This window comes from Bacillus cereus G9842 (genome assembly GCF_000021305.1).
GTDB lineage: Bacteria > Bacillota > Bacilli > Bacillales > Bacillaceae_G > Bacillus_A > Bacillus_A thuringiensis_S.
The window spans coordinates 4,763,524-4,784,979 of sequence record NC_011772.1; the positions used below are offsets into that span (position 1 = coordinate 4,763,524).

Genomic DNA, 21,456 nt, shown 5'->3' on the forward strand with positions numbered 1-21,456 from the left:
AATAGAAAGGTGATTATTATGGAAGAAGTATTACACATAAAAAACGTCTCAAAAGTGTATGAGGGAAAAGTACCTCATACCGCTTTAAAAAATATAAATTTACACGTAGATAAAGGTGAATTTGTTGCTATCATGGGGCCATCTGGTAGCGGTAAATCTACGTTTTTAAACGTTATTTCTACAATTGATTCCCCTACTTCTGGTGATGTCGTTATTAATGGAAAAAAACCGCACACATTTCGTAGAGAGAAGTTAGCCATTTTCCGCCGCCAAGAGTTAGGATTTGTTTTCCAAAATTTTAATCTACTAGATACACTAACAATCGGTGAAAATATCGTACTACCTTTAACATTAGATAATGTTCCATTAAAAGAAATGGATGAAAAGCTTGATAACATTTCAAAAAAGCTTGGAATTGATCATATTTTGGACAAACGTATTTTTGAAGTTTCTGGAGGACAAGCACAGCGTACCGCAGTAGCACGTGCTGTTATCCATCATCCCTCACTTCTACTTGCTGATGAACCAACAGGGAACTTAGATTCAAAAGCAGCAATTGACGTAATGGAGCTATTTACGAAATTAAATAAAGAAGAAGATGCAACGATTTTAATGGTTACGCACGATCCGTTTGCAGCAAGTTATTGTAACCGTGTCATTTTCATTAAAGATGGCGAGCTTTACAACGAACTACACCGCGGATTATATCGCGAGAAATTTTATCAAGAAATATTAGATGTTCTAGCGTTATTAGGAGGAAGACGTGGATGACATTTTGGCAATTCGCATTTAAAAATGTCTCGCGTAATTCGAAAGCATATTTCGCCTACTTTGTCAGTAGTGCCTTTTCTATCATGGTTTTCTTTTCATTTACTGTATACGCGTATCACCCGCGGTTACAGAGTGTACAAAACTTTCAAGAACGTGATCCTCTAATGAACTTAGCTAGTACAGCACAGCTTGTGATTGTTATGTTCTCGTTCTTCTTTCTCTTATATTCAATTGGAACATTTTTAAATGTACGGAAGCAGCAATTCGGGATACTCACAATTCTCGGTATCTCACAGCGACAATTAAAAAGACTGTTATTTACTGAAAATATGATAATCGGGATATTGTCTATCTTTATCGGCATTCAAGGTGGCCTTGTATTTTCTAACTTTTTCTTATTAGTCACTTCGAAATTAACAAGTGCTAAAGGTCTCTATTTATATTGGCCAACAGAAGCGATTATCGTGACAACCGTAACGTTTATCATTTTATTTTTAATCGTTTCTACGTTTACACCAATGTTTATTCGTACTCGAAAAACAGCCCACCTTATTAAAGGGAACAAGAAAATACCAGCTGAAAAAAGACCATCTATACTCATCTCTTTATTTGCTTTAATTTGTTTAGGGCTATGCTATTATATCGCTGGTTATCCGCGAGGCTACGTAACGGAAAAAAATGTGCAAAATGGATCTGTCTTTTTTATTATGTTATCTATTTTACCGCTCGTAGTAGTCGGGACATATTTATTCTTTTCACAAACATTTCTTCTTTTTATCTATATTTTAAAGAAGCGTAGAAAGTTTTATTTGAAACAAATAAATATGTTATGGATTTCGGACTTAGTTGCTCGTACCCGTAGTAATATTAACGTACTCTTTATCGTTTCTATGCTATCTGCACTTGCATTTACAATTATTATTGGGTTATTCGCCGCTAATAACAATACGAAGGCATCAGTACTAGAGCGATATCCCGTCCCCTTCACTTATACATCAGAAGGTGACAATTCCCTTGAACAAAAGCATATTTCTACAATTGAAACGGAGCTTACAACTAGTAATTTTCAGTACAAAAAATATAAGTTTACAGTATTAAAAGATACAGCTTCCAAAGAAGATATTATGCTTATGAAGATGAGTGATTATAACGCAATTGCTAAACAATTGAAAAGACCGGAAATAACAATCGATTCTACAGAAGTTTATATTATTTCTCGGCACTCACCAGAACTTCTCGATCTCGTATCTAATCCATTTGCAAAGCAAAATACGATTACACTCGGGTCTAATAAAAAAGAATTTCATATTAAAGGGTTTATTAATAAGGGAATCGAACCATCCTTTGCATTCCCACATTTAGCTGTCGTACAAGATTATGTATTTGATAATATGATTCCTCATATTGAGACAACCGTAATCTATAACTACTTCGTAGAAAACTGGGAAAATGCAATAGTTCCAACCAAAAATATGTTACGTGTTATTAGTAGTGATGCACGTGAGTTCTACAAAAAGCATACAGAAGAGAACGCTCAAGTTCCTTTCTTCATACATACGGCTACGGATGAACTCATTTACGGTAAAGGAAATGCAGTTGCTCAATTCTTTATTTGGGCATTTCTTGGTTTTATCTTCTTTATCGGTGCGGCTAGTGTCTTATATTTCCGTATGTATAATGACTTAACAACTGAAAGACAAAAGTATATTACGATTACAAAACTTGGCTTAACTGAATTAGAAATGTTTCGCTCTGCAACCATTCAATTAGGAATTTTATTTTTTGTTCCTTACATCGTTGCTGGTGTTCACACGTTATTTGCGGTTAAGTTTTTACAAAGCATGTTTTCTTTCTCCTTACTAAAAGAGACATGTATCGTACTCACCTTTTTCGGGATTATCGAGATCATTTTCTTCTTCTTAATCCGTTCTCTGTACATTAATAAATTATCACAGCATATAAAAATATGAATAAAATGGCCTTGTGCGTATTGCACAAGGCCATTTTCAATAGTTTTTAATTAGCAGCAATATCCACCATAGCCGCCAGCATAACCGCCGTAACCACCGTATCCACAAGAGCCGCCTCCGCCGAAGCAGCTAGCACCGATGATAATTAATAAAATAAACAATACGATTAGAAGCGCAAAACCGCCTCCGCAACCATTTCTGCGGTTACAATCATCATGTCTGTGTTCACACTTTTCGCTCATTACCCTATTCCTCCTTTAGTATCATTCATAACAAGTTCCTCTTGTTCTAAATGAGGGGATTCCATTTATATTATGTTTTTAGGGCGAATAGGAAGCTTGGCTTACCTAAAAACGGGCTTGTTTTAGCAATTGGGCTTAATCAAAAAAAAGATACCTATTCAGGTATCTTTTAAAGAAACATATTCAACAAAAGGGCAAAACCGAATGCAATAAATGACAACAATGTTTCCAGCACCGTCCACGTTTTAAATGTTTCCTTCACCGTTAATCCTAAATACTCTTTTACAAGCCAGAAGCCTGCATCATTTACGTGAGAAAACATTAATGAACCTGCACCGGTTGCAATAACGAGAAGCTCTAAATTCACACCAGACATGTGCTGAATAACCGGTGAAACAATTCCTGCTGCTGTCGTTAGTGCGACTGTCGCTGAACCTGTTGCAATTCGAATTAATCCAGCTACCATGAAAGCTAATACAATTGGTGATAACGAAATATGTTCTGCCATTTGTGCAATAGCCGTTCCAACGCCGCTTTCAATTAATATTTGTTTAAATCCACCGCCTGCACCAATAATTAAGATAATGGAGCCGACCGGTAATAAACTTTCATCCGTTAATTTTTTAATTATCTTTTTATTAATTCCTTGTCTTATTCCAAGTAAATAAAATGCAGCGAAACATGAAATAAGTAAAGCGATTACTGGACTCCCTATAAAAACAAAAAATTCAGTTAACTTTTCCGGTAATGAAATATATGGTGCAACTACTGATAAAATCATCAATACAACTGGTAATAAAATAATAAAGAATGATACTTTACGACTTGGCAAATCAGTTGATACTGTCGTAACTCGAACAAGCTCCGGTTCATTTTCCGGTATAACCCTCTTATGTACCCACTTTGCAAATATTGGCCCTGCTATAATAGCCGTTGGTAACGCGATAAGTAATGAATATAAAAGTACCTTTCCTAAGTTCGCGTTATAAATACCGATTGCTGTCATGGCACCTGGATGTGGTGGTACTAGCCCATGTACGATAGATAATCCCGCAATAACAGGTAACGCAATTAATAATATATTTTGCTTCGTCGTTTTTCGAATGGAAATAACAAGTGGTAATAAAATGACGATCCCTACTTCAAAAAAGACAGGAATCCCTATAACAAACCCTGCAAATAACATAGCCCAAGGTAATTTTTTTACGCCGAAAAATCGAATAAAGAAATCTGCAACTTGCATGCCTGCCCCTGAATCAGACATCATTTTCCCTAATATAGTTCCAAGTGCCAAAATACCAACTAAATGTCCTAGTACACTACCAACACCAGTTTCATAGGCAGCCACTATTTTCGTTAAGTTCAGTCCAGACATAATAGCTAAAAACAAACTCGCAACTGTTAAACTAATAAATGCATGCCATTTCCACCATGATACCCCTAAAATAACAATTGTGATCGCAAGTAACGTGACGATTAATAAGTATATATCCATCTCTCATTCTCCTTACTTTTATCCCGATTGGTGTGGGCTAATAATTAGTGGGTGATGCCCTCCTCCACTAATTAAAGTTTTACTTTATAAAAAAAGAGGGAACATCCCCTCTTTTTATACGTCATAATTCACTACATAATGCTGCATTTCTGTATTGTAGTAGCCTTCGCTATATTCAATTACTTCGCCAACTTCATCATAAGAATAGCGCATACGTTTTAATAACGCTGTCCCCTCTTTTTCACCTAGCGCTTCTGCAACGAAGCTAGGCGCAAGCCCAACAGCGAATTCATCTCTGAAGTTTTCTAAATGTATACCTCGGTCTTCAACTAAATCATAAAGCGATTGTAAATCAAAGTCCGATAAATCTGTACTTGCCATGTGTGCTGAGAAATAGTGCGTATAATGAATGTACGGTGTATCATTTAACGTATATAAACGTTCGATACGGAAACTCTCTTTCCCGAATAATCGAAATGGCACTGTTCCTTCCTCATTATGTACGACTTCTGCTTTTAGCAATTTCTTCTGTACTTTATATCCTTCTTCCACTAACACTTCTGTAAATTTCTTACCCTTTGACAACTTTGTCGCCGAAGTATTACGAATTACTTTCGTTCCTTTACCGCTTTTTTTTTCCAAGTATCCTTCTTGAGCGAGTTCTTTAATGGCATTTCGTACTGTAATCTTGCTAACTTTGAACTCTTCCTCTAATTGCGGTTCTGAAGGAATATTCGTATGAATCGCATATACACCATGTAATATGCGATCACGAATAATATTTTTTATTTGTAAATATAATGGTCCTTTTTTCCTCGTTACGTTCACTGTTACACCCACTACCTTTCTACATCACCTACTGATGCCGTCATTGCCCGAAGTATATCTTTCTCTGATGACATTGGCGTATCACCGACGATTGTATGTGCTAGCATTCCAGCTGCTGACGCAAATGAAACAGCTTTCTCTGGTGCGAACTCTTTTATCTCGCCATGAATAATTCCGCTCGTATAAGCATCTCCAGCACCTATTCTATCATATACAGAAAACGTAAGTGTTTTTGCAAAAGTGAACGATCCATCTTTACATATAAACCCGCGAAGCGAATGTGTATTATCACTGTTAATAGAGCGATGAGTACCAGCGATTGTAGCAATATGATACGTTTCAGCTACCTTTGGAATGAGATCCAGCAGCTGCGCCTCACGCTCCATCTCTTCTGTTTTCATCCCAAGAACGAACATCGCATCTTTTTCATTCATCATAACGATATTAGCAAGCCCTAGCATTTCTTCATAATGCGGTTTTGCCTGTTCATATCCGTCTTCTCCCCAAAGTGAGGGACGATAATTACAATCAAAAACGACGGTTCCTCCGTTTTCTTTAACTGCTCTCGCTAAAGATTTCATATGATGACGCACAGTATCATTCATCGCAAGTGTAATACCGCAAAAATGAACGATATCAATTTCCTTTGCGATTTCTTCAAATTGATACATTTCTTCACATGCCGTATTGAAGCTACTTTCTAATCGATTCGAATATGTAACGCGGCTTGCACGTGCACCGAATCCATTTTCTAAAAAATACATACCTACATATTTACCACCTCTTGAAACAAGAGAAGTTTGAATCCCTAACTTTTGAATGTAAGATACAGCTGCATCTCCAACCGAATTTTCCGGTAAAGTTGAAATAAGAAGCCCTTCATGCCCTAAGTGAGAAAGTGCCGCTACAACGTTCACACCTGTACCTGAAAATGAGTAATTTAACGTGTTAGCTTGCGACAACAATTCATATCCAGGTACTTGCAGGCGCATCATTACTTCGCCGAACGCTGCAATTTTCTTACGCATATTGATCAACTAGCTTTTTCACGACTGCTAATAATTCACGAACATCTTCTACTTTCGTATTACCAGTTTCTTTATCAATAATAGAAGAGTATACGTGCGGGATAACTTGCTCTACATTTGCCTCAAGCGCAATACGTACAATTGTTTCAAAGTTTTCTTTATCAATTCCACCTGTTGGCTCTAATGCGAATCCTTCTTCTGCACAAGCTTTCGCAACTGCGCGATATTCTTCTTCGTGAGCTAGCCCTTTCATCGGGAAGTATTTCAATGAATTTCCGCCCATATCACGTACAAGTGCGATCGCTGTTTTAATTGGAACGATTGCTTTTTCTTCTCCAGCCGCACTAATTGGGCCAGTAGAAATATTTACGTAACCTACTTTTCCTGTTGGTGATACTAAACTATTAATCCAGCTATCCTTTTCGCCGAGATTTGCTCGCGTTGCTCCAACTGAAGGGAACACTTGGTTAATATGGCTACCAGGATAATGCTTCGCAATTTCAGCTACAACTGCTGCTTGGCGATTATCTCCTGCGCCTAGTCCGATTGATACAGCGTCATCAATTTCTTTTCCGTATGCTTTCATAGCTGTAACAGCTTCTTCTACTGTTGGGTAGTCTTTTGATAACACTCCCACTACTACATAACCTTCTGCTGCTTCAAAAATATCTTTTGCATTTTCTATATTGTTTGCTAATACATTTAATGCTACGTGGCCTTTATAAAAACGTTTTTGAATGTTTGTCATTTTAGTTTCCCCCTACGATTTCTCTCAATTTTTCTTCAATCACATGTATGTCATCACCTTGAAGTGGACGTGGATCAATATCAAAGAATCCTTGTCTTACTCCGTAATCACGTGTATAAATGGCGATTTCCCCTTCGCGTAATGCAGTCACAACTTCTTTTGCTGATTTGTTTAACTCTTTCTCGTTAATATGAATACGAGCTCTAAAGATTGCTCTTCCTGCTTCATCTTGAACGATCGTTACATTTACACCATTTAATTCTTTTAGCGGCATAAGTACTTGTAATAGCTCTTTTTCTTGCTCGCTCTTATCTTCTTTTACTCCGTACTCATCAAGCGCTTGAAGTAAACCGAAAGTCGTCTCTTTCCCAACTTTCATACTTCTTCCGATGCAATGTAATTGTACTTTCAGCCACTCGATGTATTTTCGTTTCCCGCCAACAATACCAGAAGTAGGCCCTTCAATCGCCTTTGAACCGCTATAAATGGCAAGATCTGAATACTTCACATATTTTTGAATATCTCCTTCAGCTGCTGCATCCACGATAAGCGGTACGTTATTTCGCTGCGCAACTTCCCATGCTTCTTCAACAGAAATCATATTTTTTTGCACTGCATGATGTGATTTCACATACAGAATCGCTGCTGTATTTTCACCAATTGCATCTTCAATATGCTCTGCTTTCCCTTCATTTGCATAGCCAACTTCAACGAGTTTACCACCGCCTAAGTAAATCATCGTTTCAACAGGTGCACCGTATTGAACGTTATGACCTTTTAACATAATCACTTCGTTTTTCGCGATTACTTCTTGATGAAGTCTTTCACTTTTACGGCGATTTCCTTCTGTAACGATACCAGCGATAGAAAGTGCAATTCCGCTCGATGCTGAATTCACAACGACTGCTGCCTCTGAATCTAGAATTCTCGCAATATGGTCTCCCGCTTTATCTACTAAATCAGCAATTTCTACATAATTTTGTCCACCATGCTTCATCGCATCCATAACTGTATCTGTAGGAGCGGATACACCTAAAATACTCATTCTACCGCTCGCATTAATTACTCTTTTTAATCCGTACTTAGCATTCAATGAATGACCCATTGATTACAACCCCTTTCGTATCAATTCTTCTTTCAGCAATGCGCTGATCCCCTTCTGAATCAATTAACGTAACCTTCTCATCTTTCACCGTAAATAAAGTTAAGTTTGCAATATCTCCTTCTTGAATGCGGCCAAGCTCTGGTTTCTTAAGCCATTCTGCTGCATTTTTCGTAACCGCATCAATCACTTCTTCTAGCGGATAACCTAAGTAAAGGAATTTCGAAAGAACGTGAGCCATACTGTAAACTGGACCGTGTATACGGTTCTTCCGGTAAATATCTGTACTAATTGTACGAAAGGCAATACCGTAACGCTTCGCTGCTTCTGCTACTTTAAAAGAAAAACTAGCGTTACCGTGACCAACATCTAAATGCACACCGCGATTCACTGCATCTAGTAACACAGGTAGTGGTTTACCTTCTTCATCAAATAAATTATTTTCTTTCCCGTTTAAATAATGTGTAATGACATCATCTTTTTCTAAAAGAGGTACAACTTCCTCAATGCGAGGAGGCGCTGAACCGATATGTACCATAATCGGTAATGATGTTTCTCGAGATAAAGCGCGCGCTACATGCAGCGGTTCAATTCCACTATCACAAACGACACTTTTACTCATTCTCGCCTTTAACCCAACGATTACATCTTTATACTTTTCTACTGCTTCTATCGCTTTCTCTTTATCTATCCATTCCATATTGGATAATTCATCAATTCGTTTCAAACCGATGCGAGAAATATTTAAAAAGGCAAATAAATTTGTCTTTGCCTGCTCTCTACTTTTTACTAAATCTGCAATGCGATCAGCACCGCAACTACCCGCATCAACAATTGTCGTTACCCCTTGCTTAACGCCAATTTCATCCACCTCATCGCCATACGGATCAAACTCTGGAAAAGCATGAACGTGCAAATCAATCCAACCATTCGATACGTAAGTACCAGAGTAATCAAGAACCTTTCCACCCTCGCCAGCACCAGCTTTCGTCACCTGTGCGATTTTGTTATTTTCAATTACAATGTCAATCTCTTCCCCGTTCACACGTTTCACATTACGTAGTACGAATCGTTCTGTCATTGTATTTCCACCCTTTTCTATAAGAAGCCATAAGAATACGCTTACATTTAAGTTTCATTTTTTATATCTCTTTCACACGCTTAGCGTAACACAAAAAAAGGGAGAAGTAAATATAACGTTATAATGTTTAAAAGTAAATAAAAAGATGCTCCTCCAAAATGTTGATAGTACAGGAAATTATATCAACGATTTTTCGAATATATCTATCATAACTTACAATATATCAACGATTTTTTAATTATATCTATCGTAACTCAAAATATATCAACGATTCGACAAGGAATATCGATTTACCGACAAAAAACGTCAATTCCTTTCTTATATAAGAAAAGGCTGTCCCAAATGGCACAGCCTTTTTCTCTATTCCTGAACCGTCACAATAACCCCATCCATATTGTTACCGGAAATTTCATACTGCTTGTTTGCTGGAACGTTCACTTTCGTATTCTCAGAAACTTTATAATAAGAAACAGTATATTTCTTACCTTCTACTTCAGTTGAAACCTCTTTTTCCTCTTTTAAAAACTCTAAATATTCCTCTAGTGTAAAATTCTTTTTTTGCATAATTGCGCTATGAGGTAGGCCGACATAACGGATATGCCATGGCTCATATTGAATTCCAGTAATGTTACTTTTATTTTTCGGATAACGTAATACAAAGCCATGCTTCCATACGTTCTCTTCAATCCATTTTCCTTCAGGCGCTTTCTCCATTTTTTTTTGAGTAGACCCAATGTCCAGTGATAATCCTAAATTATGTTCACTGTATCCTGCTGGAAGTGCATAATCAGATCCCATTTTTTCATATAGCTGTTTTTGCTCTTGGAAATCTCTATAACCACTACTAATCAAAAAATGGTTAACACTTTCTTTTCCAGCCGCATCGACAACGTTCAAAAACTTTTTCACAACATCCTTTGATAAACGAAGATTTCTATCAAATATTACATAGCCTCTTACTAATTCACTATTATGATTTATATTTATAATATCAGACCTAATACTATCTTTTTTTACTGGATAATCCCTGTTAACTAATAATAAATCACCCTTATAAATTTGTTCCTTCGTAATCTCTTTCCTCTCAGTGTTTGCCGCCTTTACTAGCTCATCTTTCCCGACAATTTTAACATCGATTTCCTTTTGAAATAAAGGTGATATATAAACGCCTACACATACTGTGCATGCTATAAAAAAAGAAATAAATACCCACTTTTTCATTTCTAGTTCCTCCTTAACGTAACTTACGTATAGAATAGAAAAAACTATTAAAATAAAAAGTGGGGTAAAGTTTAAATTTTTATTAAATTGTTACATTCTCGTCTTTTGGCAATCGTACTTCAAATATCGTTCTAACTACATTGCTTTCAGCAGAAATCGTACCATTATGCTGCTCGACAATATTTTTCGCAATGAATAGTCCAAGGCCTGTCCCGCCACGGTTCTCAGTTCTCGCTTTATCACCTGTGTAAAACATATCAAAAAGATACGGTAAATCTTCTTCTGGAATGCTATCTCCATAATTCATAATTTGTACGACAACTTCTCTATTATCAACATACCCATTCATATCAATAAATTGCCCATCATATCCGTAACGAACGGCATTTGTTAACAAGTTTTCAAATACTCTAGCTAACAATTTTCCATCACCGTGCATCGGTAAATGAGGGTCCACATTCAATCTAGCTTCTAAATGATGTTTTTCTAATAACGGATACAATTCCTCCTCTAACTGTATAAGTAACTCACTTATATCAATCGGCTTTTTATCCAGCTTTAGCATGCCATAATTCATACGTGTAATTTCAAATAGCTCATCAATTAAACTTTCCAGTCTTTGCGATTTTGTATATGCAATTGTGGAGAAATGTTTAATTTGTTCTTTTGTTAAATTTTCATCTTTAAGAATTAAATCTAAATATCCTAACACGGATGTTAATGGCGTTCTTAAATCATGAGCTAAATTTACAACAAGCTGATCTTTACTACTTTCAGCAAAATCTCCTCTTTCAACAGCTTCTTTTAACTTTTCACTTGCAACATTTATTTCACGCGCGATATTTCCAAACTCATCATTTGATGAAACTTGAACTTTATTCGTAAAGTTACCGTTCGCAAGATGATGAATCCCATTAGAAATTTCATCAAAGTATTTTAAATACGGTTTTGTCAAAAAGAAGAAAAAGATAATAGACAACGGAATAAAGAAAATTAAAAAGAAGTTAATGTCTCCAAATTCCCTTACCATTGACCTAAATTGTGCTAAAGGCTCTTCGTAGCGAACCATTGTTTTATAATACAGCTGCAATCCTTTATAAATTATATAAGTTACAGTTGCTGCAAGCACCATACTTAACGCAAATAAGGCAATCATTTTAAATCGAAAACTTTTCATCATATTAGCCATTGAAAGTATAACCTACTCCCCACACTGTTTTTATTAATTTATCCTTTCTTTTATCTTCTCCAAGTTTCTTCCGCAAAGTACGAATATGTACCATTACTGTATTTCCACCTTCATAATAATCATCCGCCCATACGTGCTGAAAAATATTTTCCACATTGTATACTTTCTTCGGATGACTCGCTAATAAATATAAAATATCGAACTCTTTCGGCGTTAATTCAATTTGCTCACCATACACATCAACCGTCCTGCGCTCAGGATTAATTACGACTCCGCCTATTTCTAAAGCAGATTTACTCTCCGCTACTTTCGGTTGATTTAACGTAAAAAACCTACGCAGTTGTGCATTTACACGTGCAACTAATTCTATCGGTGTGAAAGGCTTCGTCATATAATCATCCGCACCTAGTACAAGACCTGTCACCTTATCAAAGTCCGAAGTTTTCGCGCTTAAAAAAATAATTGGCATATGATGTTTCGCGCGAATTTGACGCGTCACCTCATAACCATCCATTTTCGGCATCATAATATCTAAAACTACCAAGTCGATTGGCTGCGCTTCAATAATATGAACCGCCTCTTCCCCATCCGCTGCTTTCACAACATGGTACCCTTCTTTTTCTAAATGTATCTCAATTAAGTCAGCAATTTCCGCCTCATCATCAGCTATTAAAATTGAAATGCGCTTCATTTTACTCCCCCTTTTTCATTCCATTTTTATACGCTCGATTGTAAACTAGTCTATCCAATTTGTACAATACGAAAAGGCTACTCGTTACAGTAACCTTGGTAAATAAAATTATATCAGCGATTATTGAAATATATCGACTTACCGACAATGAACGACAAAATCCTCTCGCTACTTGCGGGCATCCTAATGAAACTTCCATTTACCGTTCAAACACAATCCGCTGCTTCGTGATTTCCGCCAGCCTTCCGCGATCTACTTCATACTCAGCATCAACGCTTTGCGGCACCATCACTTTCCCGCCCTCAAGCGTCACTTCCGGTGAAATAATATCCCTCTGCCAATGTCTACTAGAAGCAGATATGTCGCCTGGAATCGTAAAGTTAGGTAATGAAGCAAGAGCAACATTTTGCGCTCGTGAAATCCCCATCTCCACCATACCACCGCACCAAACTGGTATGTTATGCTCCATGCAATAATTATGAATTTGAACCGATTCTGTTAATCCGCCCACTCGCCCTGGTTTAATGTTAACGATGCGGCAACTACCAAGTGTAATCGCAACGCGTGCGTCTTCTAAACTATGGATACTTTCGTCTAGACAAATTGGCGTTTCAATCTTCTTCTGCAGCTGTGCATGATCGAGAAAATCGTAATCTGCTAGCGGTTGCTCAATCATCATCAATTGAAATTCATCTAGTCGTTTCAGTTTCTCTGTATCCGCTAATGTATACGCTGAATTTGCATCAGCCATTAACGGGATGTGCGGGAACTCTTTACGAATCTCTTTCAATAATTCGTAATCATGCTCTGGCTTTATTTTCACTTTAAAACGCTCGTACCCTTCTTCTGCGTACTTCTCGATTTGTTTTAACATAACCGGAATCGTATTGATCCCAATTACAACGCCGACTTCAATTTCAGGGCTAGCTCCTCCAAGAACTGTCGCTAGCGATTTCTTTTGACGCTTCGCATATAAATCCCAAATAGCCCCCTCTATTCCGGCTTTTGCCATTCGGTTTCTTTTTATATGTTGAAATAGACCCGGTACCTCATTCGGATGAGAAATTTCAGCCTTTAATAAATCAGGTAACAAAAAGTCTTGCAGTACATGTAGTGCTGTCTTCACCGTTTCTTCCGTATACCACGGTTCAGAAAATGCAACGACTTCCCCAAATCCGATGTACCCGTCTGTATCCTCTAATTCAATAACAATACTCTCACGCTTTTCGTAAGTCCCGTAGCTCGCAGCAAACGGGATTACGAGTGGCATTTCCGTTATATACAGTGTCGCTTTTTTTATTTCCACTACATCTCCTCCACTAATTGTCTTAGCTCTCGTCTTAACAATTTTTTCGAAGCATTTCGTGGTAATTCCTCTAAGAAACACGCTTTTTTCGGCACTTTATATTTCGCTAATTTCTCCTCGCAAAAATGAATAATTTCTTCTTCTGTTACCTCCCCATTTTTTACAACAAAAGCAGCTGGTACTTGTCCCCATTTATCGTCAGTCATACCGACGACACCTGCTTCTGCTACCATCGGATGAGAAAGCAACACTTCTTCAATTTGGGCCGGATATATATTCTCTCCGCCAGAAATGATTAAATCACTGCGTCGATCTAATACGTATAAAAATCCTTCTTCGTCTAAATAACCGAGGTCACCAGTATGAAGCCATCCATTTTGAATGGTTTCGCGCGTCGCATCTTCACGGTTAAAATAACCGCCTGTTACGTTCGGTCCTTTTACTACGATCTCGCCTTCCACTAACGGCGGCACTACTACACCATCTTTTTCAATACGAAGTTGGCACTGAAATAGTGGTTTCCCGGCAGACCCTACTTTCGTTAACATGTAATCCGCGGATAACGTACAAATTTGCGACGACGTTTCTGTCATACCGTACGTTTGATATACAGGAATTCCTTTATCTACACATGTTTCGAGTAACGGTTTCGGCGCTGGTCCTCCGCCAAGTAACATACATCGTAAAGAAGATGGATATGTCTCTTCTCCAAGTCTCTCTAATAAGTCAGTTAACATTTTAGAAACGACAGAAATAATTGTTACGCCTCTCGTTTGAAGTGCTTTATGAATAAAGTCAGCATCATATTTCGGAACGAGTAAAATGCGCATTCCGTACATAATATTTTTCATTAAAAGAGATAACCCGCCAACGTGGAACATCGGCATACAGGCTAACCAACAATCATCATCACGAAGCCCTAAATTAAGCGAAGAGCCTACCGCGCTTGCCCAGTGATTACCGTACGTTAAAATAACGCCTTTCGGTTTCCCAGTCGTCCCAGACGTATAAATAATTGTCATCGCTTCTTCTAAAGTGAATTCTTCTTGTATAGAGGCTTCCGCCTTCGGTCCATTCATCACTTCGGCGAATGGATATACAGGAACATCTTTAGCTTCAAAATCTTGATCCGTTACTAAACATACAACCTCAGCATCCTCCATTTGCCAAAGTAGCTCTTCTCTTGAAAGACGCGTATTTAAAAGTACAGCTACTGCCCCTACATAAGATAGGGCGTGAATAACTGTAATCATCTCCATACCATTTTTCATCAGAACAGCCACCTTTTGCCCACGCTTCACTCCTACATACGTGAGGTGTTCACAAACAGATACTACTTTTTCATGCAGCTGCACGAAAGTAACTTTCTCTTCCTCTATTTCAATTGCAGTGCGATCTGGTGTTAAAAATGCACGTTGCTTTAACCAATTTGGCATCGTCTCCATCATACATTCTCCTTTCATGAAAGAAAGAGACTTGATATGACATCAAGTCTCTTAGTTGTTTTGTTTCCGGTTTGATCTCATCTAGCTGCGCCTCCTAGCCCCTTCCGTCTAAGAACCTTCCGCACGAGAAAGTAAAGTACACTTTCTGTGCGAAAGAACCTTAGCCTACGAGGCTAAACAGTCGGCTCCGCTTTTAAAACATCCAGCTATAGTAGCTAGAATGTTCGGTGGCTTCACTTCTTCCTACGAGGCAAAAAGCGCCTCTACGTCAGAAGCTCCATCCCCCTCACATTCTAAGCGAGCCGCTTTCGCTTTTGATCACGGGAAACGAGGGAATTGACCGAAGTCCGGACTGCGTTTTTCTTTGAACGCGTCGCGACCTTCTTTTGCTTCGTCAGTTGTGTAATACAATAATGTTGCATCTCCAGCTAGTTGTTGAATACCAGCTAGACCGTCTGTGTCTGCGTTGAATGCAGCTTTTAGGAAACGAAGTGCCATTGGGCTGTTTGCTAAGATTTCTTGTGCCCATTGTACTGTTTCTGCTTCAAGTTCTTCTAATGGTACTACTGTGTTTACTAAGCCCATATCAAGCGCTTCTTGTGCACTATATTGACGGCATAGGTACCAAATTTCGCGAGCTTTCTTGTGGCCTACCATACGAGCTAGGTAACCAGCTCCGTATCCACCGTCAAAGCTTCCTACTTTAGGACCTGTTTGTCCGAATACAGCGTTGTCTGCAGCGATTGTTAAGTCACATACGATATGAAGTACGTGTCCACCACCGATTGCATAACCTGCTACCATTGCGATAACTGGTTTAGGAATTGCACGAATTAGACGTTGTAAATCTAATACGTTTAAACGAGGGATTTGGTCGTCACCTACATATCCACCATGACCGCGAACTTTTTGGTCGCCGCCAGAACAGAATGCACGTCCACCTTCACCTGTTAAAATGATAACGCCAACATTTGCATCATCACGAGCGTGTGCAAATGCGTTGATTAACTCCATTACCGTTTTTGGACGGAATGCGTTATGTACTTCAGGACGGTTAATCGAAATCTTTGCGATACCATTGTATGTTGAATAAATAATATCTTCGTAATTGCCTTCTTTTACCCATTCAATAGCCATTACAACTACCTCCTTGTATATTTCTGATTTCATCTATAAGCGTGGCTTCCTTCTTGCTGAAAAAAGTATCACTGCATAGTTTTTAGAAATCCCTTTACTATTGTATCAAACTTTTCCGGTTGTTCCACATGAATTGCATGGCCAGCACCATCAATTTTGACAAATTTCGCGTCAGAGACGCATTTTTCGATATTTTTTAATATGCGAAAGAACTTTTCATCATGCTCCCCGTTCATTAAAAGAACAGGCATTTTCAAGTTGTGTAGCTCATCCCACCATGAAGGCTGAGCCCCTGTTCCCATGCCGCGTAAGCTATTGGCAAGTCCTTTTGGATTGTTAGCAAGTCGTTCTTTTCGCACTGCTTCTTGTACGTTTTTTGCTAAACTTTTTTGCGTTTCAAATAGCGGAATATTTTCCCACATTAATACAAAACTTCGGATGCCTTCTCTCTCAATTTTATCAGCAAGTCGCTCATCCTTTTCACAACGTTCTTTTTGGTCCTCTTCACTTTCAAGCCCAGCTGTACAATTTTCTAATAAAAGAGAATGTACATACTCTGGATATAGACATGCCAGAGTAATCGCCAGTCTACCGCCCATTGAATAGCCAAGTACGTGCGCTTTTTCAATATGAAGGTAATCTAGTAGTTCTTTCATTTGCAATGCCGCATTTCGAATATCATAATGATTCACATCTTCGGGACTTTCTGTTTTTCCATGCCCAACAAGATCTACTACAATAACTTGAAACTGCTCGCTCCATGAAGGGATAAAAGAACGCCACGTTTCCATGCTTCCCGTAAAACCATGAAGAAGTAGAAGTGGTTCCCCGCTTCCGACTACTTCATATTCATACGATACACCTTGCAGCGTTACGTTCATTTCGATTCACCTTGTAAAGATGTAGTAATCACGTCCATCGTTTTTGCCCATAATGTCCGGTGCAGTATTAAGTTTTCATCACGGTTCGTACAAATTTCCACAACGTGTAAACCTTCTGTAGTCGTTCCTTTTTGTACCTCTTCTCGGAAGCTTTCCCAACCATTTACACGGCTAAATGAACCACCGTACATTTTAACAACGTGTTCATAATCAAGACCAATTGGTGTTCCAAATAATGATTCGAAATGTTCCTTTTTCTCATACTGTGGTAAGAATGAGAAAATACCGCCACCGTCATTATTTACAACGACAATTGTTATATTTAATTCATGTAATTTCGCGGCTAACAGTCCATTTAAGTCGTGATAAAAGGATAAATCACCGATCACTAATACGAGCGGATCGCAAATAATGCTCGCTCCTAAAGCTGTCGAAATGATGCCATCAATCCCATTCACACCGCGGTTTGCCATAACTTGAATATTTTTATCCAATGTGAAGAAGAATGAATCCGTATCACGAATTGGCATACTATTACTCGCAAAAAATGTTGCCCCGTCTGGTAGTACGCGGACAATATCCGTAATAACTTTCCCTTCAAATGCAGTATCATATGTTTCCATTTCACGAAGCGTTTCCTTCGTTTTTTCGTTTATATGTTGCCACATTCCGAACCAATCATTCTTTTTCATAACTGGCATTTTTTCTATTAATGCACTGCAAAATACAATATCATTTGCTTGGACAACTTCTGTCGCAACGAGAGCTGGATCTCTCCATTGTCCAGATTCATCAACAACGATATGAACTGCTTTCGTTTGTTTTTTTATGAACTGCGTTAATGATTTGGAAACAGGCATACCACCAAAGCGAATCATAACTTCTGGCTTCCACGTTTCTTTTAACAGTTCATTTCGTAAAAATGTATCATAACAGTCGATTACCATCGTTTTATCGTGATGTCCGCTACGAATATTAGAAAGCGGATCTGCCAATATTGGATATCCAGTTTTTTCAGCTAATTCTGCCGCAAATGCTGCGAGTTCTGAATGACTATCGTCTCCACAAATAATAAGCCCCTTCTCCATATGTGAAAGGCGCCCTACAAGCGAATCTACATATTCACTCGGCATCGTCACGTTCCCTTGCTGAACTACTCCTGTATATTCCCCGCGTCCTTTATCCCATAAACCTTCTAATGAGAAATCCGGGATAAGCGGTTCGCGTACTGGAAAATTAAGATGAACAGGTCCTTGCGGCGCTAAACAAGCATTCGCTATCATACGCTGCGTTGTCATGCGAGCGTAATGATACATCGCTTCACTCGCTTCTGGAAGAGCCATCTCTGTAAATTGCTTCACAAATGTACCGTATAAATTGAATTGATTCATCGCTTGTGGTGCACCGACATCTCTTAATTCATGCGGTCTATCTGCCGTTAAGACGATAAGCGGCACTCGTGAATGAAAAGCTTCACATACAGCTGGATAGTAATTAGCTGCTGCCGTTCCTGATGTACACAATAATGCAACAGGACGTTTTTTCGCTTTTGCGATACCGAGCGCAAAAAATCCTGCAGATCTTTCATCTACATGTAAATATGTGTTCATTCCTTCGTGTTGTTCCATTAGTAGAGCTATCGGCGTTGACCGTGAGCCTGGACTAATGACAACATCACATACATTTAGACGTGTCAGTTCATCCACGAACGCGCCTAAATAATATGATAATGCTTCTATATGATTGTTCATTTCATTAATTCCTCCAAAGCACCAAGCATCGGTCTAAACTTCAAACTTGTTTCTTCATATTCAAGTTGCGGTACAGAATCAATTACAATCCCGCAACCGGCAAATAAGGATGCTTTCTCGCCATTTAATAACCCGCAGCGGAGTGCAACCGCAAACTCACCATTTCCTTCATCATCTATCCAGCCAATCGGTGCGCCATATAATCCTCTGTCTAACAATTCAACATCACGAATCAGTTTCATCGCTTCCAAACGAGGTGTCCCGCCAAGAGCTGGTGTTGGATGTAATTCTTCTACCATTGTTAAAAGACTCGCATCGCCTTTTGCCTCTACAGGCGTATATAAATGAATTAAGTTTTTCGTTGTTAATAAGCCCGGACTTTCCGGAATATTAACGGATTCGCAGTGCTCATTTAATACCGACCTAATCATATTCACAACATAACCGTGTTCAGCTAAATTCTTTTCATCATGAAGAAGCGCATTACTATTTCGCTTACTTTCTTCTATAGATTGACCATGACCAGTTGAACCAGCAAGACACATCGAAGTAAACTTCTCATCTTCTTTGCGAATTAACCTCTCTGGCGTCGCTCCTAAGAAGCATGCTCCTTTATAATCAAAAGAAAATACGTAACAATCCGGTTGCCCAATGCGAAGTGCTTCTAAGACAAGAGCAGAATCAATATGATGATCCATCTCTACTTTTAACTCCCTCGCTAATACAACCTTCTGCACGTTCCCCAGCTTCATTTCATCTTGTACTTTCTCAATGGCCTCCATCCAGCCTTTCGGATCCACTTCTACTTTAGAAGTAACTGTTAATTTCGATCCTTCTAATGCACATTTACTCTCCCAAAAAATTTTCTCTTCTAAAGAAATCATTTCGTTAGAAAGAGTCTCTGCACAATCTGTTGCTGAGACAAATGTATTCATCGTTAACCATGCTTTTTCATTTTTTACAGTTAATAAAAATGCTGGTAGTGAAAATGTCGTATCATCAAATTCTTTCCATAAGTCCGTTTTCTCTTTTTCTTGGTCAAATGAAAATCCACCAAATAAAAGAGGACCTGTTCCAAATTCGTATTTTTCTCTTTGTACAAATGCTTTCTCTTTTACTTTATCCCACTCGTCACGAGCAGTTTGAAAGCGTTTGTGAGAAGCAGTTGCTATAGTGAAAACAGAGCCAATTCCAGCAAATATTACATGCTGAGCCGGGTCTGCAAAATAACATCTATTTTCGAATGCAATCCTTTTTCCTGCTGCATAAAACAGAAGCGGATCCATCCAGTCTATTTGTTTTACGAAGCTAACCAATATTTTTTCATCAGTTGCACGCTTAATGGCTGCACTAAGAGCTTCTTGCAAGCCTATTTGTTTCGTTTGAATCACAATTGTCTCCCCCCTATGGGCGAAAAATAGTCATAATTACGCTTGATTTTAAGATACACCTCAAACGAAAGGCCTGTCAACGTTTAGCATTTCTGAGAAATTCACCTTCTCTTCCTAGAAAATAAACGTTGACACTAAATGATGCTTTTTCTACACTTAGTTGTGTACAATATGTGACCAAAGGAGGATTCAACATGGAAATGAACGTCAAAACGAATTCCTCTCCTACGGCGCCAAAGCCAAGTAAGCAAACAGGCTGGCGCATCTGGTGGAGTTTACTACGTCCCCATACATTAACAGCCGCTTTCGTACCTGTTTTCATCGGAACAGCATATTCGATGCAGGTCGGAGGTATAAATCAAATACATCTTCCTCTTTTCCTTATGATGCTTCTTGCTTGTCTTCTCATTCAAGCAGCAACAAACATGTTTAATGAATACTTTGATTATAAAAGAGGACTTGATCACGAAGGTTCAGTTGGTATCGGCGGCGCTATCGTTCGCGATGGCATTCAGCCAAAAACAGTGCTTAACTTAGCATTTGGATTTTTCGGCATCGCAATACTATTAGGTGTTTATATTTGTATGAATTCTAGTTGGTGGCTTGCTGCAATCGGTCTTGTTTGTATGGCCGTTGCTTACCTTTATACAGGTGGCCCACTTCCAATTGCATATACACCATTTGGAGAGTTGACAGCCGGATTATTTATGGGTGTCATTATTATTGGGATTTCATTCTTTATTCAAACTGGCACTGTAACATCAGAAGTCATTTTACTATCTATTCCAAGCTCCATTTTAATTGGTGCCATTTTACTAGCTAATAATATTCGTGACTTGGATGGCGATAAAGAAAACGGTCGTAAAACGTTAGCAATTCTCGTTGGACGTGAAAGAGCTGTTGGTGTACTTGCTTCGATGTTCATCGTTTCCTACATTTGGACAATTGCTTTAATTATCGTGGGCATCGTATCACCATGGATGCTTATCGTATTTTTAAGTGCACCGAAAGCATTTAAAGCGACGAAAGGCTTTATCGACAAAAGCATTCCAATGGAAATGGTACCTGCGATGATTGCAACAGCAAAAACAAATACAATCTTCGGTTTCCTAATGGGAATCGGATTATTACTTGGATATTTCCTATAAAGTGAAACTTTAATCAATGGAGGGGTTGTTC

General features: G+C 38.5%; 19 protein-coding genes. 3 read left to right on the plus strand and 16 right to left on the minus strand.

Annotated features, from left to right (window positions below; genetic code table 11):
- The first annotated feature begins 18 nt into the window (after positions 1 to 18).
- Both BCG9842_RS24080 and BCG9842_RS24085 read left to right on the plus strand, forming a co-directional pair.
- The gene (locus BCG9842_RS24080) at positions 19 to 771 is read left to right on the plus strand and encodes an ABC transporter ATP-binding protein (protein WP_000393250.1); all 753 of its coding nucleotides are present in this window, start codon (positions 19 to 21) and stop codon (positions 769 to 771) included.
- Positions 768 to 2,741, plus strand: coding sequence for an FtsX-like permease family protein (locus BCG9842_RS24085; protein ID WP_000144937.1), 1,974 nt, complete (start codon positions 768 to 770; stop codon positions 2,739 to 2,741). Before BCG9842_RS24080 ends, BCG9842_RS24085 begins: the two co-directional genes overlap by 4 nt.
- A gap of 50 nt (positions 2,742 to 2,791) precedes the next feature.
- Here the strand turns inward: BCG9842_RS24085 and BCG9842_RS24090 are convergent, their stop codons facing one another.
- From BCG9842_RS24090 to BCG9842_RS24165, 16 genes are all read right to left on the minus strand, one after another.
- Positions 2,792 to 2,983, minus strand: coding sequence for a YjcZ family sporulation protein (locus BCG9842_RS24090; RefSeq protein ID WP_001290406.1), 192 nt, complete (start codon positions 2,981 to 2,983; stop codon positions 2,792 to 2,794).
- A gap of 169 nt (positions 2,984 to 3,152) precedes the next feature.
- Positions 3,153 to 4,478: a gluconate permease GntP gene (gene gntP / locus BCG9842_RS24095; RefSeq protein ID WP_000356190.1), complete on the minus strand. Its 1,326-nt coding sequence runs from the start codon at positions 4,476 to 4,478 to the stop codon at positions 3,153 to 3,155.
- Positions 4,479 to 4,592: 114 nt separating this feature from the next.
- On the minus strand, positions 4,593 to 5,318 hold the full coding sequence (locus tag BCG9842_RS24100; RefSeq protein WP_000539293.1) for a GntR family transcriptional regulator: 726 nt from the start codon (positions 5,316 to 5,318) through the stop codon (positions 4,593 to 4,595).
- Positions 5,318 to 6,334, minus strand: a complete 1,017-nt coding sequence (locus tag BCG9842_RS24105; RefSeq protein WP_001227513.1) for a sugar kinase — start codon at positions 6,332 to 6,334, stop codon at positions 5,318 to 5,320. Before BCG9842_RS24105 ends, BCG9842_RS24100 begins: the two co-directional genes overlap by 1 nt.
- The gene (gene dagF / locus BCG9842_RS24110) at positions 6,327 to 7,082 is read right to left on the minus strand and encodes a 2-dehydro-3-deoxy-phosphogluconate aldolase (RefSeq protein ID WP_000181897.1); all 756 of its coding nucleotides are present in this window, start codon (positions 7,080 to 7,082) and stop codon (positions 6,327 to 6,329) included. Before dagF ends, BCG9842_RS24105 begins: the two co-directional genes overlap by 8 nt.
- Before the next feature lies 1 nt (position 7,083).
- The gene (locus BCG9842_RS24115; protein WP_000510111.1) at positions 7,084 to 8,187 is read right to left on the minus strand and encodes a DgaE family pyridoxal phosphate-dependent ammonia lyase; all 1,104 of its coding nucleotides are present in this window, start codon (positions 8,185 to 8,187) and stop codon (positions 7,084 to 7,086) included.
- Entirely contained in the window at positions 8,165 to 9,265 is a 1,101-nt protein-coding gene (locus BCG9842_RS24120) for an amidohydrolase/deacetylase family metallohydrolase (protein ID WP_000139931.1), read from the minus strand. Before BCG9842_RS24120 ends, BCG9842_RS24115 begins: the two co-directional genes overlap by 23 nt.
- A gap of 360 nt (positions 9,266 to 9,625) precedes the next feature.
- Positions 9,626 to 10,486 (minus strand): D-Ala-D-Ala carboxypeptidase VanY, encoded by an 861-nt coding sequence (locus BCG9842_RS24125; protein ID WP_000759400.1) that lies wholly within the window; start codon positions 10,484 to 10,486, stop codon positions 9,626 to 9,628.
- An 82-nt stretch (positions 10,487 to 10,568) separates the two neighbouring features.
- Positions 10,569 to 11,675: a sensor histidine kinase gene (locus BCG9842_RS24130; RefSeq protein WP_000002601.1), complete on the minus strand. Its 1,107-nt coding sequence runs from the start codon at positions 11,673 to 11,675 to the stop codon at positions 10,569 to 10,571.
- Positions 11,668 to 12,366 (minus strand): response regulator transcription factor, encoded by a 699-nt coding sequence (locus BCG9842_RS24135; protein ID WP_000822507.1) that lies wholly within the window; start codon positions 12,364 to 12,366, stop codon positions 11,668 to 11,670. The genes BCG9842_RS24130 and BCG9842_RS24135 overlap by 8 nt, the downstream gene beginning before the upstream one ends.
- Before the next feature lie 199 nt (positions 12,367 to 12,565).
- Positions 12,566 to 13,672: an o-succinylbenzoate synthase gene (gene menC / locus BCG9842_RS24140; RefSeq protein ID WP_000403313.1), complete on the minus strand. Its 1,107-nt coding sequence runs from the start codon at positions 13,670 to 13,672 to the stop codon at positions 12,566 to 12,568.
- The gene (locus BCG9842_RS24145) at positions 13,672 to 15,117 is read right to left on the minus strand and encodes an o-succinylbenzoate--CoA ligase (RefSeq protein ID WP_000449560.1); all 1,446 of its coding nucleotides are present in this window, start codon (positions 15,115 to 15,117) and stop codon (positions 13,672 to 13,674) included. Before BCG9842_RS24145 ends, menC begins: the two co-directional genes overlap by 1 nt.
- A 318-nt stretch (positions 15,118 to 15,435) precedes the next feature.
- Positions 15,436 to 16,254 (minus strand): 1,4-dihydroxy-2-naphthoyl-CoA synthase, encoded by an 819-nt coding sequence (gene menB / locus BCG9842_RS24150; RefSeq protein WP_000963888.1) that lies wholly within the window; start codon positions 16,252 to 16,254, stop codon positions 15,436 to 15,438.
- 68 nt (positions 16,255 to 16,322) lie between these two features.
- Positions 16,323 to 17,135, minus strand: coding sequence for a 2-succinyl-6-hydroxy-2,4-cyclohexadiene-1-carboxylate synthase (gene menH, locus BCG9842_RS24155; RefSeq protein ID WP_001103351.1), 813 nt, complete (start codon positions 17,133 to 17,135; stop codon positions 16,323 to 16,325).
- Positions 17,132 to 18,886 (minus strand): 2-succinyl-5-enolpyruvyl-6-hydroxy-3-cyclohexene-1-carboxylic-acid synthase, encoded by a 1,755-nt coding sequence (menD, locus tag BCG9842_RS24160; RefSeq protein ID WP_001059211.1) that lies wholly within the window; start codon positions 18,884 to 18,886, stop codon positions 17,132 to 17,134. The genes menH and menD overlap by 4 nt, the downstream gene beginning before the upstream one ends.
- Entirely contained in the window at positions 18,883 to 20,277 is a 1,395-nt protein-coding gene (locus BCG9842_RS24165; RefSeq protein WP_000616702.1) for an isochorismate synthase, read from the minus strand. The genes menD and BCG9842_RS24165 overlap by 4 nt, the downstream gene beginning before the upstream one ends.
- A 194-nt stretch (positions 20,278 to 20,471) precedes the next feature.
- On the opposite strand from BCG9842_RS24165, the gene BCG9842_RS24170 reads away from it, so the two are divergent.
- Positions 20,472 to 21,425, plus strand: a complete 954-nt coding sequence (locus BCG9842_RS24170; RefSeq protein WP_000425768.1) for a 1,4-dihydroxy-2-naphthoate polyprenyltransferase — start codon at positions 20,472 to 20,474, stop codon at positions 21,423 to 21,425.
- Positions 21,426 to 21,456 lie beyond the last annotated feature (31 nt).